General features: G+C 60.3%; 13 protein-coding genes. 6 read left to right on the forward strand and 7 right to left on the reverse strand.

Annotated elements, in window-relative coordinates; translation table 11 throughout:
* Positions 1–87: 87 nt before the first annotated feature.
* Together ORL50_RS10685 and ORL50_RS10690 are read right to left on the reverse strand one after the other, a co-directional pair.
* Positions 88–1,371 (reverse strand): arsenic transporter, encoded by a 1,284-nt coding sequence (locus ORL50_RS10685; protein ID WP_266013822.1) that lies wholly within the window; start codon positions 1,369–1,371, stop codon positions 88–90.
* Between the two features lie 216 nt (positions 1,372–1,587).
* Positions 1,588–2,148, reverse strand: coding sequence for an NADPH-dependent FMN reductase (locus tag ORL50_RS10690; RefSeq protein WP_266013825.1), 561 nt, complete (start codon positions 2,146–2,148; stop codon positions 1,588–1,590).
* Positions 2,149–2,323: 175 nt separating this feature from the next.
* On the opposite strand from ORL50_RS10690, the gene ORL50_RS10695 reads away from it, so the two are divergent.
* A complete protein-coding gene (locus ORL50_RS10695) occupies positions 2,324–2,584 on the forward strand; it encodes a hypothetical protein (protein ID WP_140679053.1) in 261 nt (86 codons plus the stop codon).
* Positions 2,585–2,672: 88 nt separating this feature from the next.
* Positions 2,673–3,566: a LysR substrate-binding domain-containing protein gene (locus ORL50_RS10700; protein ID WP_266013834.1), complete on the forward strand. Its 894-nt coding sequence runs from the start codon at positions 2,673–2,675 to the stop codon at positions 3,564–3,566.
* Here the strand turns inward: ORL50_RS10700 and ORL50_RS10705 are convergent.
* The 5 genes from ORL50_RS10705 to ORL50_RS10725 form a co-directional block, all read right to left on the reverse strand.
* Complete coding sequence (locus ORL50_RS10705; protein ID WP_266013837.1) at positions 3,532–4,146, reverse strand: GNAT family N-acetyltransferase; 615 nt, start codon at positions 4,144–4,146, stop codon at positions 3,532–3,534. The genes ORL50_RS10700 and ORL50_RS10705 overlap by 35 nt on opposite strands.
* Positions 4,147–4,160: 14 nt before the next feature.
* Complete coding sequence (locus ORL50_RS10710; protein ID WP_266013840.1) at positions 4,161–6,416, reverse strand: Orn/Lys/Arg family decarboxylase; 2,256 nt, start codon at positions 6,414–6,416, stop codon at positions 4,161–4,163.
* A gap of 161 nt (positions 6,417–6,577) precedes the next feature.
* Complete coding sequence (gene dnaQ, locus ORL50_RS10715) at positions 6,578–7,336, reverse strand: DNA polymerase III subunit epsilon (RefSeq protein ID WP_266013842.1); 759 nt, start codon at positions 7,334–7,336, stop codon at positions 6,578–6,580.
* 58 nt (positions 7,337–7,394) lie between these two features.
* A complete protein-coding gene (gene rnhA / locus ORL50_RS10720) occupies positions 7,395–7,847 on the reverse strand; it encodes a ribonuclease HI (protein WP_008028618.1) in 453 nt (150 codons plus the stop codon).
* A 90-nt stretch (positions 7,848–7,937) separates the two neighbouring features.
* Entirely contained in the window at positions 7,938–8,696 is a 759-nt protein-coding gene (locus ORL50_RS10725) for a class I SAM-dependent methyltransferase (protein ID WP_266013855.1), read from the reverse strand.
* Positions 8,697–8,761: 65 nt separating this feature from the next.
* Here ORL50_RS10725 and gloB point away from each other — a divergent pair, with 65 nt between their 5' ends.
* The 4 genes from gloB (at position 8,762) to ORL50_RS10745 (ending at position 15,010) form a co-directional block, all read left to right on the forward strand.
* Positions 8,762–9,529, forward strand: coding sequence for a hydroxyacylglutathione hydrolase (gene gloB, locus ORL50_RS10730; protein ID WP_266013857.1), 768 nt, complete (start codon positions 8,762–8,764; stop codon positions 9,527–9,529).
* A gap of 99 nt (positions 9,530–9,628) precedes the next feature.
* Positions 9,629–11,062, forward strand: a complete 1,434-nt coding sequence (locus ORL50_RS10735) for a transglycosylase SLT domain-containing protein (RefSeq protein WP_266013859.1) — start codon at positions 9,629–9,631, stop codon at positions 11,060–11,062.
* A 277-nt stretch (positions 11,063–11,339) separates the two neighbouring features.
* Positions 11,340–13,172: an extracellular solute-binding protein gene (locus ORL50_RS10740; protein WP_266013861.1), complete on the forward strand. Its 1,833-nt coding sequence runs from the start codon at positions 11,340–11,342 to the stop codon at positions 13,170–13,172.
* Positions 13,169–15,010, forward strand: a complete 1,842-nt coding sequence (locus ORL50_RS10745) for an extracellular solute-binding protein (protein WP_266013863.1) — start codon at positions 13,169–13,171, stop codon at positions 15,008–15,010. Before ORL50_RS10740 ends, ORL50_RS10745 begins: the two co-directional genes overlap by 4 nt.
* Positions 15,011–15,012: the final 2 nt, after the last annotated feature.

The following is a 15,012-nucleotide window of genomic DNA, read 5'->3' on the forward strand; positions in this document are numbered from 1 at the left end:
TCGCGAGCAGGCTCACTCCTACAGAGGCATTCATTCTGGCGAATATCCCTGTAGGAGTGAGCCGGCTCGCGATAGGGTCCCCACGGTTTAAAGAGACAACCGCACCGCCAATGCCGCCAACGTCACCAGCAACACCGGCACCGTCAGCACAATCCCCACCTTGAAGTAATACCCCCAACCGATCTTGATTCCCTTGCGCTCCAGTACATGCAGCCACAGCAGAGTAGCCAGGCTGCCGATCGGCGTGATCTTGGGGCCCAGGTCGCTGCCGATCACGTTGGCGTAGATCATCGCCTCCTTCACCACACCCGTCGCCTGGCTGGCATCGATCGACAGCAGGCCGATCAACACCGTCGGCAGGTTATTCATGATCGAGGACAGCAGCGCCGTCAGCACGCCGGTACCCATGGCCGCGCCCCAGATGCCGTACCCGGCGAAGCCGTCCAGCCAACCAGCCAGATAACCGGTGAGCCCGGCATTGCGCAGGCCATACACCACCAGGTACATGCCCAGGGAAAAAACCACGATGTGCCAGGGTGCTTCCTTGAGCACCTTGCGCGTGGAGATCTTGTGGCCTTGCGCGGCAATCACCCAAAGCAAAGCCGCGCAGGCGGCGGAGATGGCGCTGATTGGAATACCCAGCGGTTCCAGGGCAAAACATCCCACCAGCAAGATGACCAACACCAGCCAACCGGCATAGAAGGTGGCCTTGTCGTGGATCGCACTGGCCGGCTCATCCAGCTGTTCGGGGTCGTAGGCCTTGGGAATGTCGCGGCGGAAGTACCACAGCAACACCCCCAGGGTCGCCGCGACGCTCACCAGGTTGACCGGGATCATCACCGCGGCGTAGCGGTTGAAGCCAATGTGAAAGAAGTCTGCGGAGACGATGTTCACCAGGTTCGACACCACCAGCGGCAGGCTGGCCGTGTCGGCAATAAAACCGGCGCCCATCACGAACGCCAACGTCGCGGCGGGCGAGAATCGCAGCGCCAGCAACATGGAAATCACGATAGGCGTGAGGATGAGCGCGGCCCCGTCATTGGCGAACAGCGCCGAGACCAGCGCGCCAAGCAACACCATGAAGGCAAACAGTTTGCGCCCGCTACCGCGCCCCCAACGAGCCACATGCAGCGCCGCCCAGGCAAAAAATCCGGCCTCGTCGAGCAACAGGCTGATGATGATCAGCGCAATGAACGTCCCGGTGGCGTTCCAGATGATCTGCCACACCAGCGGGATGTCACTCCAGTGCACCGCGCCGAAAACCAGCGCCAGTACGGCACCCAGCACCGCACTCCAGCCAACACCCAGGCCTTTGGGTTGCCAGATCACCAGGGTAATGGTCAGCAGGAATATCAGCGAGGCGGTGAGCATCTGGGAGCAGCCTTCAAAAATCGAAGCAACATACAGGATCCCGAAGACTGCTCCAACGTCGAAGCTGCATAAGCCCCGTAGCAGCTGTCGAGCCTGCACTATGCCCCGTAGCAGCTGTCGAGCTTGCGAGGCTGAGTTCGAGGACGAAGTCCTCGCCTGACTGCTGGGCCGCCGAACGCCGCCTCGCAGGCTCGACAGCTGCTACAAGGGTCCGCGTCAAACCTTCTTGTGCTGCTCCACCCACTTCCCGTAGGCATTAATGAATTTCTGCAAAAACGGCTTCACCGAATCGGACAATTTCCCCGCTTCATCAAACGCCGACCCCGCCCCACTCAGGTAGGCTTCCGGTTGCTGCATCAGCGGTACGTCAAGAAACACCATGGACTGGCGCAGGTGATGATTAGCGCCAAATCCGCCGATCGCCCCCGGCGATACGCTGATCACCGCACCGGGCTTGCCACTCCAGGCGCTTTGGCCGTAAGGACGCGAACCCACGTCAATCGCGTTTTTCAGTGGAGCCGGCACGGAGCGGTTGTATTCCGGAGTGACGAACAGCACCGCGTCGGATGAGCTCACGTGTTGTCGGAAAGTACTGTAGGCTGCCGGCGGTGATTCACCATCAATGTCTTCGTTATAAAGCGCCAAGTCGCCGATTTCGACGATTTCCAGCTTGAGATTCGCCGGAGCCAGATCAGCCAGGGCCAGTGCAACCTTGCGATTGATCGATTCCTTTCTCAAGCTGCCGACCACTACGGCGACCGAATAGACATTGCTCATGGAAGATTCTCGACTGTTCAACGGAAAGAACTTGTAGTTATAGATGACGATTCATCCAGGGCGCGACCGAAAATTCGCGCCCGCGACTATTTTTTTCTTGCAAGAAAACTTACTTCGCCCAACCACGGTCTGAACACCGCAAATTGAGTGATTTATCTCCAGAGGTTCTAAGCAGATGGCAGCAGTACTTGTCGGTCAGTTCCATGCAAGAGACGCGGAAGGCCGCGTTTATTCGGTGCATGAGTTCCAGGAATCCACCCCGTCAGCAGACGGCCTCACCGGCTCCGTGCCTGTCACCACCTACAAGCTGGCCATCGGCGACCGGGTCAAAAAGCTCGATGACAACCAGTTCCTGCTGGTGCAGTCGGACGTGACCATCGTTCGCGAGCCGGATACCTACGTCGGTAAGTTGCCGGAAACGAACGTCGCCTCATAACCTGCCGTTATGAGCAGAAGTCAGATCGGCGGACATGGGTTAGGATTCAGCCACTGAATCCTTCATCTGCTGAACATGGACTTCACGCATGCGTTTACGTCATATCGAAGTAATCCAGGCGCTGTTGCAGACCGGTCATCTGGGCACCGCAGCCGAGTGGTTGCAGTTGCCGGTGGCCGAGGTGGAACGCACGCTGCGCGACGCTGAGGATCAGCTGGGTTTCATGCTGTTTTCCAGCGTGCGTGGTCGCCTGCAGGCCACGCGTGAGGCGCGGGAGTTGCAGGTTGAAATCGCCCACGTCTATGCAGCACTTGAGCCGGTCCAGCGTCTAGCCAGCAGCCTCAAGCAGTATCAGGCGCCTCCCCTGCGAATCATCTGCACCCCGCCCTTGGCGCACAAATTATTACCGCACAGCATTGCCGCCCTGCGCCGGCGTCATCCCGATGCACTCTGTTCGCTGTTAACTCAACCAACCCGTGACATCGTCAAGAGCCTGCTCCTGCGTGAAGCCGACCTGGGCCTGAGCCTGCATGACCCGGGCCACGCCGATATTGCTTGCCAGGTGATCGCCCAGGGCAAAGTCCAGTTGCTGGCGCCCCATGGCTGGCTGCAACCAAAGCAGAAATACATCTCGCTGCAGGACCTGGCAGGCCAGTCGATGGTCGGTCTGGAGGGGCATGATCCGCTGAGCCCGGCGCTGGAACACAAACTGCACGCCCTGCGCCCGGCCCCGGTCATCCACACCCGGGTGCAGACGCACCAGATGATGCGCAGCATGGTCGAAGCCGGAGAAGGCCTGGCGCTGGTTGATCCGTTCACCGCCCTGGGCGCTAGGACTGCCGAACTGGATTGCTGCCCGTTGGCCCCGGCGGTGCCGATCAGCCTGTATGCCCTGCGCCTGGAAAAAGCCGAGCCCTCACCCGCCGCTCAGGCCCTGCTGGATATCATCACGGAACAAGCCGTGGCGATGTTGGCGAATTGAGCGGCATGACCAGCGGATCATCAAACAGTCGATACCAGAACAGCGCGACTTCGGCAGTGTTGGGATCGATCCCGCGATAACGCAGGTAATCAATGCCACCCACTACGTACCCGCAGCGCTCGTAGAGTCGACAGGCGCCGAGGTTGTTGTTCTGGGTTTCGAGCATGATGCCTGGCAGTTTCTTTTTCCGTGTCCAGAACTGCGCTATGTCCAGCAGCGCCTTGGCCACGCCGTGTCGACGGGCCGGTGCGTGCACCGCCAGTTCGTCGATATGGGCGAAGCCGTTCCAGTTGGTACTGACCACCAGATGGCCCACGGGCTCATCGTCCAGATACGCCATAAACACCGCGCTGTCGGGGGCATCGCGAAAACTGCTGAACTCCTCGGGGTCTATTCCGTAGCACTTGCGATAGGGCGTGATCGGCGTCACGGGCCACTGTTCCACAGGTTTGCCGACCTCCGCGGCAACATAAGCGCTGACTTCGAAACTGAAATCGCTGCCCCAGATATAGGCGGCAAATCCATTGTCGGCGACTCGCACCGACAGCCCTGGGTATTTCGGATTCATAACCGGTTGCATACTGGGAAAGGTCCTCATTCCTTGATGCAATCGACGGTGTAATGCCGTCCATTGCCCTCATCTTCGTGTTGCAAGCCATGCACATCGGCGACAAAGCCCGGAAAGCTGCTGTCGAATGTACGGGCAAATGCCAGGTAATCGATGATCGAGCGGGTGGCGTCGGTGAAACGCTCACCGGGCATGATCAACGGGATTCCTGGCGGATAGGGTACCAGCATCACGGCAGCGATCCGCCCATCCAGGGCATCGATCGACACCGCTTCAACGTCGCCGCGTACCAGGTGATCATAGGCGTCAGAAGGTTTCATGGCGACTTGTGGCAGGACCGTGTACATGCGCTTGAGGTGCTTGGCCGTGGCGTTGCTGCGGTAGCAGGCGTGCAGCTGGTCACACAAGTCACGCAGGCCCATGCCTCGATAGCGCCCGACATCCTCCTGCGCTACGCAGGGCAGGCAGCTCGCCAGGCTGACGTTGGCATCGTAGCTGCGTTTGAACTCGAGCAATTCAGTGAGCAAGGTGCTCCATTTGCCCTTGGTAATCCCCATGGAAAACAGCACCAGGAATGAGTACAGACCGGTCTTTTCCACCACCAGGCCGCGTTCCCAAAGGAATTTGCTGACCACCGCCGCCGGAATTCCGCGCTCGCTCAAGGCGCCTCCCGCCGTGAGACCGGGCATTACCAGGGTCACCTTGATCGGGTCGAGCAACACGTAATCGTCGGTCACCCCACCAAAGCCGTGCCAGTCGGCGTCAGGCTGGAGCAACCAGTCCTGGGTGACCACCTGGTTGATGCCTTCCACCGAAGGCGGCTGCCAGATCGAAAACCACCAGTCATCGGCGGCAATGTGCTGGCGCAGGTTGGCCAGGGCGCGACGAAAGCTCAGGGCCTCGTCGAACATTTCCTGCAACAGCGAGCGCCCCGATGGCCCTTCCATCATTGCCGACGCCACATCCAGCGAGGCGATGATGCTGTATTGCGGAGAAGTGGAGATATGCATCATGAAGGCTTCGTTGAAGCGATCGCGGTCCAGTTGGCGGGCGCCACCGTCCTGCACATGAATCATCGAGGCCTGGCTGAAGGCCGCCAGCAGCTTGTGCGTGGAATGGGTGGTGAACACCAGCGGGCTGTCTTCGCTGCGCGAAGTGCCCATGCCGTAGCGTCCGGCGAAGAACTCGTGGAAGGCCGCGTAGGCGTACCAGGCTTCGTCAAAATGCAACACTTCGACGCTGTTGCCCAGGCTCTGCTTGATCAGCTCAGCGTTGTAGCAAAGGCCGTCGTAGGTCGAATTGGTCACCACCGCCAGCTTGACCTTGGGCGGCCGGCCCTTGGTCAGGGGGCTGGCATCGATCTTCGCCTGGATCGCCTCGCGGCTGAATTCGCTGAGTGGAGTCGGGCCGATAATCCCCAACTCATTGCGTTCCGGGCACAGGTACAGAGGAATGGCACCGGTCATGATGATCGAATGCAGCACCGACTTGTGGCAATTGCGGTCCACCAGCACCAGGTCATCCCGGGCGACCATTGAATGCCAGACGATCTTGTTGGCAGTGGAGGTGCCGTTGATGACAAAGAAAGTGTGATCGGCGCCAAAGTTACGCGCAGCGCGCGCCTCGGCTTCAGCCAGCGGGCCGGTGTGGTCCAGCAGGGAGCCCAGTTCGGGCACCGATACCGACAAGTCCGATCGAAGGGTATTTTCCCCGAAGAACTGATGAAACGCCTGCCCTACCGGGCTCTTGTGATAAGCCACGCCCCCGCCATGCCCGGGGGTGTGCCATGAATAATTGGAGTCGGCGGTATGCTGCACCAGCGCCTTGAAGAACGGCGGCAACAGGCCGTCGAGGTATTTGCGCGCGGCGCGGGCCACTTGGCGTGCCAGGAATGGCACGGTGTCTTCGAACAGATACAAAATGCCGCGGAGTTGATTGAGCTCGGCCATGGCATCGGCCGGGGCGTTTTCCAGGGTCACCTGTTCACCCAGGGCAAAGATCGGCAGATCCGGCGCACGAACCCGGGCGAGGCCGATCAATTCGGCCATATTCTGTAACAAATGCGAGTTGGCGCTGGCGTCTTCACTGGCGATCAACATGCAGGAAAGGCCGTGATGAGTCGAGGCGACCAGGCGCCCCTCGGTGTAGTCCATCGCCGAGACAATGCTGAAGCCTTCCTGCTCCAGCTCCCGGGCAATGCCGCGCACGCGATCACCGGCGACGGTGTCCGCCTTGATGTCGCGATGGACAATCAATACCGGGAATTTCAAGTCTTTATACATTGAGCCCAGAATCCTGAGGCGGCAGCCCTGGGTCTGCCAATCTCCTCAGGGTAGAGGGTTGGAGCGGATGTGGCGAGTGGGGATGCCCTGAAATGGGTCATCGGGGGATGCGATGCACCGCGAAGATCAAAAGATCGCAGCCTCGTTTGTCTCGACAGCTCCTACGCCGAAGCCTCAGCCTCAACCATCTGCTGCCATAACGACGGAGCCCCCGCCGCCTTGGCAATCGCTTCCAGCCGCGCAACATGCTGCGCCAGATCGTCCTCGCTGGCGCGGATGATCCGCGTGGGCTGGCGATCGGCGGGCAGACGGCGGATTTCGGTCGCCGAGTTATCCGCCCCTTCACCCGATCCATTGCCATCGGAAGCATTACCGGCCAGGGACAGGCTGGTCTGGCCGCCGGTCATGGTCAGGTAGACGTCTGCCAGGATCTCGGAGTCGAGCAAGGCGCCGTGCAGCTCACGGCCCGAGTTGTCGACGCCATAGCGCTTGCACAGGGCATCCAGGCTGTTGCGCTGCCCCGGGTGACGTTCCCGGGCCATCATCAGGGTGTCGAGGATCGAGCAGTGTTGCGTGATGTCTGCGCGATCGTGTTGGCCCATCAAGGCAAATTCGTTGTTGATGAAGCCAACGTCGAACGCCGCATTATGGATGATCAGCTGCGCGCCCTTGATGAACTCGAAGAATTCATCGGCCACTTCGTTGAAGCGCGGCTTGCCCACCAGGAATTCGTTGGTGATGCCGTGGACGCCAATGGCGCCTTCGTCACTCTCGCGATCAGGTTGCAGGTAGACATGAAAATGCCGGCCAGTGAGGCGCCGACCGAGCAACTCGACACAGCCGATCTCGATAATCCGGTGGCCATCGGTCACCGGCATGCCGGTGGTTTCGGTATCGAGTACAACGGATCTGGTGGCCATCAGTGCTCAGCTCTCAACGGGTCGATCTTGAAAAGGCGGCGATGTTAACACGCTCGCGTCACGCCTGTTTGTAGCCGCGCACTTCATCCACGCCACGGTTGGCCAATTGGTCAGCACGTTCGTTACCGTGATGGCCGATGTGCCCACGCACCCATTTCCAGGTGACGTTGTGGCGATTGACCTGCTCATCGAGCAGCTTCCACAGGTCGGCGTTTTTTACCGGTTCTTTGGCTGCCGTCTTCCAGCCGCGCTTCTTCCAGTTGTCCATCCACTCGTTGATGCCCTTCATCACGTACTGCGAGTCAGTCACCAGCAGCACGTCGCAGGAGCGTTTCAATTCTTCGAGGCCGCGGATCGCCCCCATCAACTCCATGCGATTGTTGGTGGTGTTGGCTTCGCCACCCCAGAGTTCTTTTTCCACGCCCTTGCACACCAGCAGTGCACCCCAGCCACCAGGGCCGGGGTTGCCCTTGCAGGCGCCGTCGGTGAAGAGTTCTACGCTATCGCTCATGCCAACCTTTCCAGAAAATGCCGTAGCTCGCCGATCCGTGATCGACGATGCCCGAGGCCGGGTTAACCCGACCAGGAATAAAAGAGTGTATTACGGTTCGATGCGGCGACGGTTGACCTTGGCCATCGGCAACGGAATCAGCTTGCCCATGGGTTCGCGGCGTTCCTGGCGCAGGGGGCGCAAACCGACCACGATCTTGCGTGCCACCAGTAAATAGAAGCCGCCACCGGACAGTTGCCAGTCACCGGCCTTGCGTTCCCAACCGGCCAGACGGTTCTGCCATGCCGGGGAAGCAAGCGGCGGACGATAGCACCCGAAGCGGCGTTTCTCCAGCGCGAAGCCCAGCAGGTTCAACCAGTCGCCGACTCGCGAGGGCGAAATGCAACGAGCCTTGCGCAAGCCGTCATGGGCGAACACATGCCGCAATCCCCAGGTGCTCCAGGGATTGATGCCGATGATCAGCAGGTGCCCGCCGGGGCGCACGCTGCTGGCGGCTTCACGCAACAGGCCATGGGGTGACAGGCAGAAATCCAGCCCATGCTGCAGCACCACTACGTCGGCGGCGTGTTCACTCAAGGGCCAGGCCTGTTCCTCGCAGACGATCTCCACGCCAGGCAACGGCGCGCCAAGGCGCACATTGCGCTGCACCTGGGGCGCCGACGGAGGTGTTTCGGCGGACGGGCCGTAGTGCACCAGATAGCCACCGAAGAAGCGCCCCAGCTCGTCTTCGAGCATGCGCCGTTCTTCATCCAGGAGAAATTGCCCGATCGGACCGGACAGCCATTCACGGGCTGCGCTGATCAAATCCAGCCAGTCAGGATCGGCCTGAGCGAACGCTTTATCAGTCATTGCATTCTCCAACGCGCCAGGAAGTTCTAAGATGCGCCAATGTTTTCCGCTTGGCGAATCCGACGATGATACAGATCAGTGCCCTGCCTGCCTTTACCGACAACTACATCTGGTTGTTACAGGACCACAGCACCCAGCGCTGCGCCGTGGTCGATCCCGGAGACGCCGCGCCCGTGCAGGCCTGGCTTGCAGCCCATCCGGGCTGGGTGTTGAGTGACATCCTGATCACCCATCACCACCATGATCACGTCGGCGGCGTGGAGCTGCTCAAGAGCGCGACCGATGCGACCGTCTACGGCCCCGCCAGCGAACGCATCCCGGCGCGCGACGTGGCGCTCAAGGACAACGACAAAGTCAGCGTGCTGGGCTGGGAGTTCGATGTATTTGCCGTTCCGGGACACACCCTGGGGCATATTGCGTTCTACCATCATGGCCTGCTGTTCTGCGGCGACACCCTGTTTGCTGCCGGCTGTGGGCGCCTGTTCGAGGGCACGCCAGAGCAAATGTATACCTCGCTGAACCGGCTTGCAGCCCTTCCCGAGGATACGCTGGTGTATTGCACTCACGAATACACCCTGAGCAATCTGCGCTTTGCGGTCGCGGTCGAGCCCGGCAATCCGCACATTGTCGAACGCCTGGGCAAAGTCACGCAAATGCGCGAAGCGGGGATCATGACGCTGCCTTCGACATTGGCCCTGGAAAAGCTCACCAACCCCTTCTTGCGTGCTAGCGAAACATCTATTAAAGAAAAAGTGGACGAACGGAGCGGCACCGATAACAGCAGTCCGAGTGCGGTCTTTGCTGCCTTGCGTGCCTGGAAAGACAAGTTCTAGGGAGGCTACTGGGCGGTACAGGAATTCTGAATGGTTGACCTCGGGGGGTGCGCTTTCTAGAATCGCCCGACATTTTTGCCCGGAACTTACTTCCAGCCAATGTCGTCATCTATTCGTAAGTCCATCAATTCAGACGCATTGACCCGCCTGGCTCAAGCCATAGCGGTGGCTGTGTCCGCCACGCTGGCGGGCTGTTCAAGCCATGTGCCGCAGACCGAAGCGACACACACTCCCAACATCGCCGCGCGAGCCAAGCAGAAACCTGTCTGGCTCAGCGAAAAACCGGTTCCGCAAATTCCGCAGGATGTCTGGGAGCGCATGCGCCAGGGCTTCCAGTTGCAGGACAGCCTGGGCGTCAACCCGCGCATCGAGCAACAGCGCCTGTGGTTCGCCAGCAACCCGTCCTACCTTGAAAGCGCCGGTGAACGCGGCAGCCTGTACATTCATTACATCGTCGAACGCCTCGAAGAACGCAACATGCCGCTGGAATTGGCGCTGTTGCCGGTGATTGAAAGCTCCTACAACCCGATGGCCTACTCCCGGGCCCATGCGGTGGGGCTTTGGCAATTCATTCCGTCCACCGGGCGTTACTTCAACCTGCGTCAGAACCAGTTCTACGATGGCCGTCGCGATATCACCGCCTCGACCACTGCGGCGATGGACTACCTGACCCGCCTGCATGACATGTTCAACGGTGACTGGCTGTTGGCTCTCGCGGCCTACAACGCCGGCGAAGGTACGGTCAGCCGGGCGATCGAGCGTAACGAAAAGCTTGGCTTGCCGACCGATTACTGGAACCTGCCACTGCCGGCGGAAACCCAGGCGTACGTGCCCAAGCTGCTCGCGCTGTCGCAAGTGGTGCTGGCGCCGGAGGCCTACGGGGTGAACCTCAGCCCGATCGCCAACGAACCGTATTTCAAGGTTGTCGAAATCAACCAGCGCATGGACCTGTCCAAAGTCGCTGCAGTAGCCAACATCGACGAAGACGAACTGTTCCAGCTCAACCCGGCATTCAAGCAGCGCACCACCACCCTCGATGGCCCTCAGCATTTGCTGGTGCCCACCTCGAAGGCGCAGCTGCTGACCACCAGTCTTTCGACCATGCGACCGGAAGAACTGATCAGCAAGCGGCCGCTCAAACCAGTATTCGAGGGCGCCAACAGCCCGGCGATTGCCGGCGCCAAGCGCTCCTACAGGGTCAAGCGCGGCGACAGCCTCGGCACCATCGCCAAGGCCAACAAGGTCGACGTCAAGGATCTGCAGCAGTGGAACAAGCTGACTGGCAAGAATCTGAAAGTCGGCCAGACGCTGGTGATGCAGGACACCAGCAAACGCAGCAGCGGGCGAGTCAACACGGTCGTTGCGGCCAATAGCAAGAAGCAGCAGACCAAGTACAAGGTCAAGCAAGGGGACTCGCTGTATATGGTCGCCAAGCGCTTCAACGTCGAAATGCAGCACCTCAAGCGCTGGAATCCACGCCTGGGCCAAGCCCTCAAGCCCGGCCAGATGCTCACGGTCTACTCGCCGCACTAAAAAAAGCCCCTGAATTCAGGGGCTTTTTTATTTCGAGAGAACACCTGCCGTGTAGCAGCTGGCGAAGCGTGGGAGCAAAGCTTGCTCGCGATTACGATGTGTCAGACACAATCAATATTGAATGCAGGACCCCAATCGCGAGCAAGCTTTGCTCCCACGCATCAGCAGCACCGAGCGTTATGCGTAGAGTAGCCGAGTACCCCCATCTTTTTCCTGCCCAGACAAGCTGTTACTGTACGGCCCATAAAGCCCAAGCCGCCTGGATCGGATCTCTGACTTGAAGCGTCCCCTCCTCCTGCTCCTGATCAGCCTGGCCTTGAGCTCCCCCGCAAGCGCGACGATCAGCGAAAGCCATGGTTATGCGCAGTTCGGCACGCTCAAGTACCCGGCCAGATTTACCCACTTCGACTGGGTCAACCCGCAAGCGCCCAAAGGCGGTACGTTGCGGGTAATGGCATTCGGCACCTTCGATACGCTCAACCCCTACACGTTCAAGGGTTCGAGCCCGGTTTCCACGCCAAATTTCCTGCAATACGGCATCAACGAACTCAACGAACCGCTGATGGTGGGCACCGGCCAGTACGCGCCGTCCGGCGATGAGCCGACGTCCAGCTACGGCCTGATCGCCCAGTCGGTGGAGTACAGCGAAGATCGCAGCTGGGTGGTGTTCAACCTGCGTCCCGAGGCGAAGTTCCATGATGGCGCGCCCATTACCGCCTACGACGTAGCGTTTTCCTATCGCCTGCTGCTCAAGGAAGGCCATCCGCAATACCGCACCAACCTCCAGGAAGTGCTGCGGGTCGACATCCTCAACCCTCATCGCATCCGCTTCGTTTTCAAGCGCGCGGGCAACCCCTTGTTGATCCTGCGCCTGGGCGAATTGCCTGTACTGCCCCAGCATTACTGGAAAGATCGCGACTTCAAGGCCACCACCTTCGAACCGCCCCTGGGCAGCGGGCCCTATCGCATTACCTCGGTCACGCCGGGCCGGCAGATCGTTTTCGAACGGGTCAAGGATTACTGGGGCAAGGACCTGGCGGTCAACCGCGGCAAATACAACGTTGACCGCATGGAGGTCGAGTTCTACCGCGACAGCGACGTCGCCTTCGAAGCCTTCAAGGCCGGTGAATTCGACATCTACATCGAGCACCAGGCGAAAAACTGGGAGAACGGCTATCGCTTCCCGGCGGTCAGGCGTGGCGAGGTAATCAAGGCGCAGATTGCGCACCAGATTCCGACCCAGAGCCAGGGCCTGTTCATGAACACCCGCCGGGCCACGTTTGCCGACCCCAAGGTTCGCGAAGCGCTGGGGTTGATGTTCGACTTCGAATGGACCAACCGCACCCTGTTCAGCGGCGCCTACAAACGCGCCATCAGCTACTACCCCAACAGCGAATTCTCGGCCACCGGGCTGCCGGTCGGCCATGAATGGCTGATGCTCAAGCCCTATCGCGACCAGCTGCCGGCCAAGCTGTTTACCGAACCCTTCAGCCTGCCCCAGACTGATGGTCGCGGCATCCCCCGGCAGACTCTGCGCAATGCCCTGGGGCTGCTCGCCGAAGCGGGCTGGAAACTCAATGGCCAGCGCCTGCAGAACGCCGCCGGCCAGCCATTGCGCCTGGAAATCCTGCTGGTCAATCCGAACCTGGAGCGCATCCTGCAGCCTTACGTCGAGAACCTCGCGAGTATCGGAGTCGATGCCCGGCTGCGCACGGTCGATCGCGCCCAGTACAAGCAACGCCTGGATCAATTCGATTTCGACATGATCCTGATGACCCTCAACCAGACGCTTAGTCCTGGGCTGGAGCAATGGCAGTACTTCCACTCCAGCCAGGTGGCGGTCAAGGGCAGCAAGAATTACGCAGGCATTGCCAACCCGGTGGTTGACCATCTGCTCGACCAGTTGCTGGCCGCCCAGACCCGCGACGAGCAGGTGGCCGCCGGCAAGGCACTGGATCGGGTGCTGCTGTGGCAGCACTACATCATTCCCAACTGGTACCTCAATTATCACCGCCTGGCCTACCGCAACCGGTTCGCCTTTGTCACGACGCCGCCCTATACCCTGGGCCTGAGTGCGTGGTGGCTGAAATCTTCGGAGAAGGATCGATGAAACCTGTACGTGCCCTGCTCTTGCAGGTCAGCGGCCTGATGTTCGCCGGGCTGGCCTGCGCCGCTCCGCAACATGCGCTGACCCTGTACAACGAACCGCCAAAATACCCGGCCGACTTCAAGCATTTCGATTACGTGAACCCGGACGCGCCCAAGGGTGGGACCTTCCGCCAGGCGGGTTTCGGTGGCTTCGACAGCCTCAACCCGTTTATCAGCAAAGGCGTGCCCGCCGACGACGTCGGCATGATCTACGACACCCTGGCCAGGCAAGGTCTGGACGAACCTTTCACCGAGTACGGCCTGGTCGCCGGCAAGATCGAAAAGGCCCCTGACAACAGCTGGGTGCGTTTTTACCTGCGCCCGCAAGCACGCTTCCACGACGGGCACCCGATCCAGGCCGAGGACGTGATTTTCAGTTTCGACATGCTGACCAAGGAAGGTGCGCCCCTCTATCGCGGCTATTACAGCGACGTCGCCGAAGTCGTGGCTGAAGGCCCGCTGACCGTGCTGTTCAAGTTCAAGCACAGCAACAACCGCGAACTGCCGCTGATCCTTGGCCAACTGCCGGTACTGCCCAAACACTGGTGGGCCGACCGCGACTTCAACAAGGGCAACCTGGAAATTCCTCTCGGCAGCGGCCCTTATCGGGTCAGCGAAGTGAAGGCCGGGCGCTCGGTGCGTTACGAGCGGGTCAAGGATTACTGGGGCAAGGACCTGCCGGTCAACCGTGGCTTCTACAACTTCGATGTCATGACCACCGACTACTACCGCGACAACACCGTCGCCCTGGAAGCCCTCAAAGCCGGCCAATTCGATTACTGGCTGGAGATGACTGCCAAGAACTGGGCCAATGCCTACAACATTCCGGCAGTCACCGAAGGCCGCCTGATCAAGGAACAGATCCCCAACGGCAACCCGACCGGCATGCAGGGCTTTGTGTTCAACCTGCGGCGCCCGGTGTTCCAGGATATTCGAGTGCGTCATGCCCTGAGCCTGTTGCTGGACTTCGAATGGACCAATAAGCAGCTGTTCAATGGCGCCTACGTGCGCACCCGCAGCTATTTCGAAAACTCGGAGATGGCTGCCACCGGCCTGCCGGATGCCGATCAACTGGCCATCCTCGACCCCTTTCGCGGCAAGATCCCCGAGCAGGTGTTCAGCGAGGCGTTCGAGAATCCGCGCACCGATGCCAGCGGCATGATCCGCGCCCAGCAGCGCCAGGCCTATCAACTGCTGCAGGACGCTGGCTGGCGCATCGTCGACGACAAGATGGTCGACGCCAACGGCAAGCCCGTGACCATTGAATTCCTCCTGGCCCAGACCGAATTCGAGCGGGTGCTGCTGCCGTTCAAGCGCAACCTCAGCGATCTGGGGATCGACCTGGTGATCCGCCGGGTCGACGTCTCGCAGTACATCAACCGCGTGCGCTCACGGGACTTCGACATGATCGTCGGCGGCTTCCCGCAGTCCAACTCGCCGGGCAATGAACAACGGGAGTTCTGGATGTCTGCCGCCGCGGACAAGCCGGGCAGTCGCAACTCCATGGGCCTCAAGGATCCGGTGGTCGACCAGTTGGTCGAGCAACTGATCAACGCCGATTCGCGCAAAAGCCTGGTGGCCCACGCCAGGGCGCTGGACCGCGTGCTGCAATGGGGGTATTACGTGATCCCCAACTGGCACATCAAGACCTGGCGCGTGGCCTACTGGAACCATATCGGTCACCCGAAAATCTCACCTACCTACGATGTCGGCATCAACACCTGGTGGATCAAGCCGGATGCCAAGCCGGCAATAGAAGTCGAAACCAAACTGCAAACCGACGCTACGGGCACGGAGTAATC

It is taken from the genome of Pseudomonas sp. RIT-562 (assembly GCF_026241895.1).
GTDB lineage: Bacteria > Pseudomonadota > Gammaproteobacteria > Pseudomonadales > Pseudomonadaceae > Aquipseudomonas > Aquipseudomonas mandelii_F.

Coding starts and splice junctions, on each gene's coding strand:
- ORL50_RS10685 (WP_266013822.1), bottom strand. CDS start 1,371: ATGCTCACCGCCTCGCTGATATTCCTGCTGACCATTACCCTGGTGATC.
- ORL50_RS10735 (WP_266013859.1), top strand. CDS start 9,629: ATGTCGTCATCTATTCGTAAGTCCATCAATTCAGACGCATTGACCCGC.
- ORL50_RS10695 (WP_140679053.1), top strand. CDS start 2,324: ATGGCAGCAGTACTTGTCGGTCAGTTCCATGCAAGAGACGCGGAAGGC.
- ORL50_RS10725 (WP_266013855.1), bottom strand. CDS start 8,696: ATGACTGATAAAGCGTTCGCTCAGGCCGATCCTGACTGGCTGGATTTG.
- rnhA (WP_008028618.1), bottom strand. CDS start 7,847: ATGAGCGATAGCGTAGAACTCTTCACCGACGGCGCCTGCAAGGGCAAC.
- ORL50_RS10745 (WP_266013863.1), top strand. CDS start 13,169: ATGAAACCTGTACGTGCCCTGCTCTTGCAGGTCAGCGGCCTGATGTTC.
- ORL50_RS10690 (WP_266013825.1), bottom strand. CDS start 2,148: ATGAGCAATGTCTATTCGGTCGCCGTAGTGGTCGGCAGCTTGAGAAAG.
- dnaQ (WP_266013842.1), bottom strand. CDS start 7,336: ATGGCCACCAGATCCGTTGTACTCGATACCGAAACCACCGGCATGCCG.
- ORL50_RS10710 (WP_266013840.1), bottom strand. CDS start 6,416: ATGTATAAAGACTTGAAATTCCCGGTATTGATTGTCCATCGCGACATC.
- gloB (WP_266013857.1), top strand. CDS start 8,762: ATGATACAGATCAGTGCCCTGCCTGCCTTTACCGACAACTACATCTGG.
- ORL50_RS10700 (WP_266013834.1), top strand. CDS start 2,673: ATGCGTTTACGTCATATCGAAGTAATCCAGGCGCTGTTGCAGACCGGT.
- ORL50_RS10705 (WP_266013837.1), bottom strand. CDS start 4,146: ATGCAACCGGTTATGAATCCGAAATACCCAGGGCTGTCGGTGCGAGTC.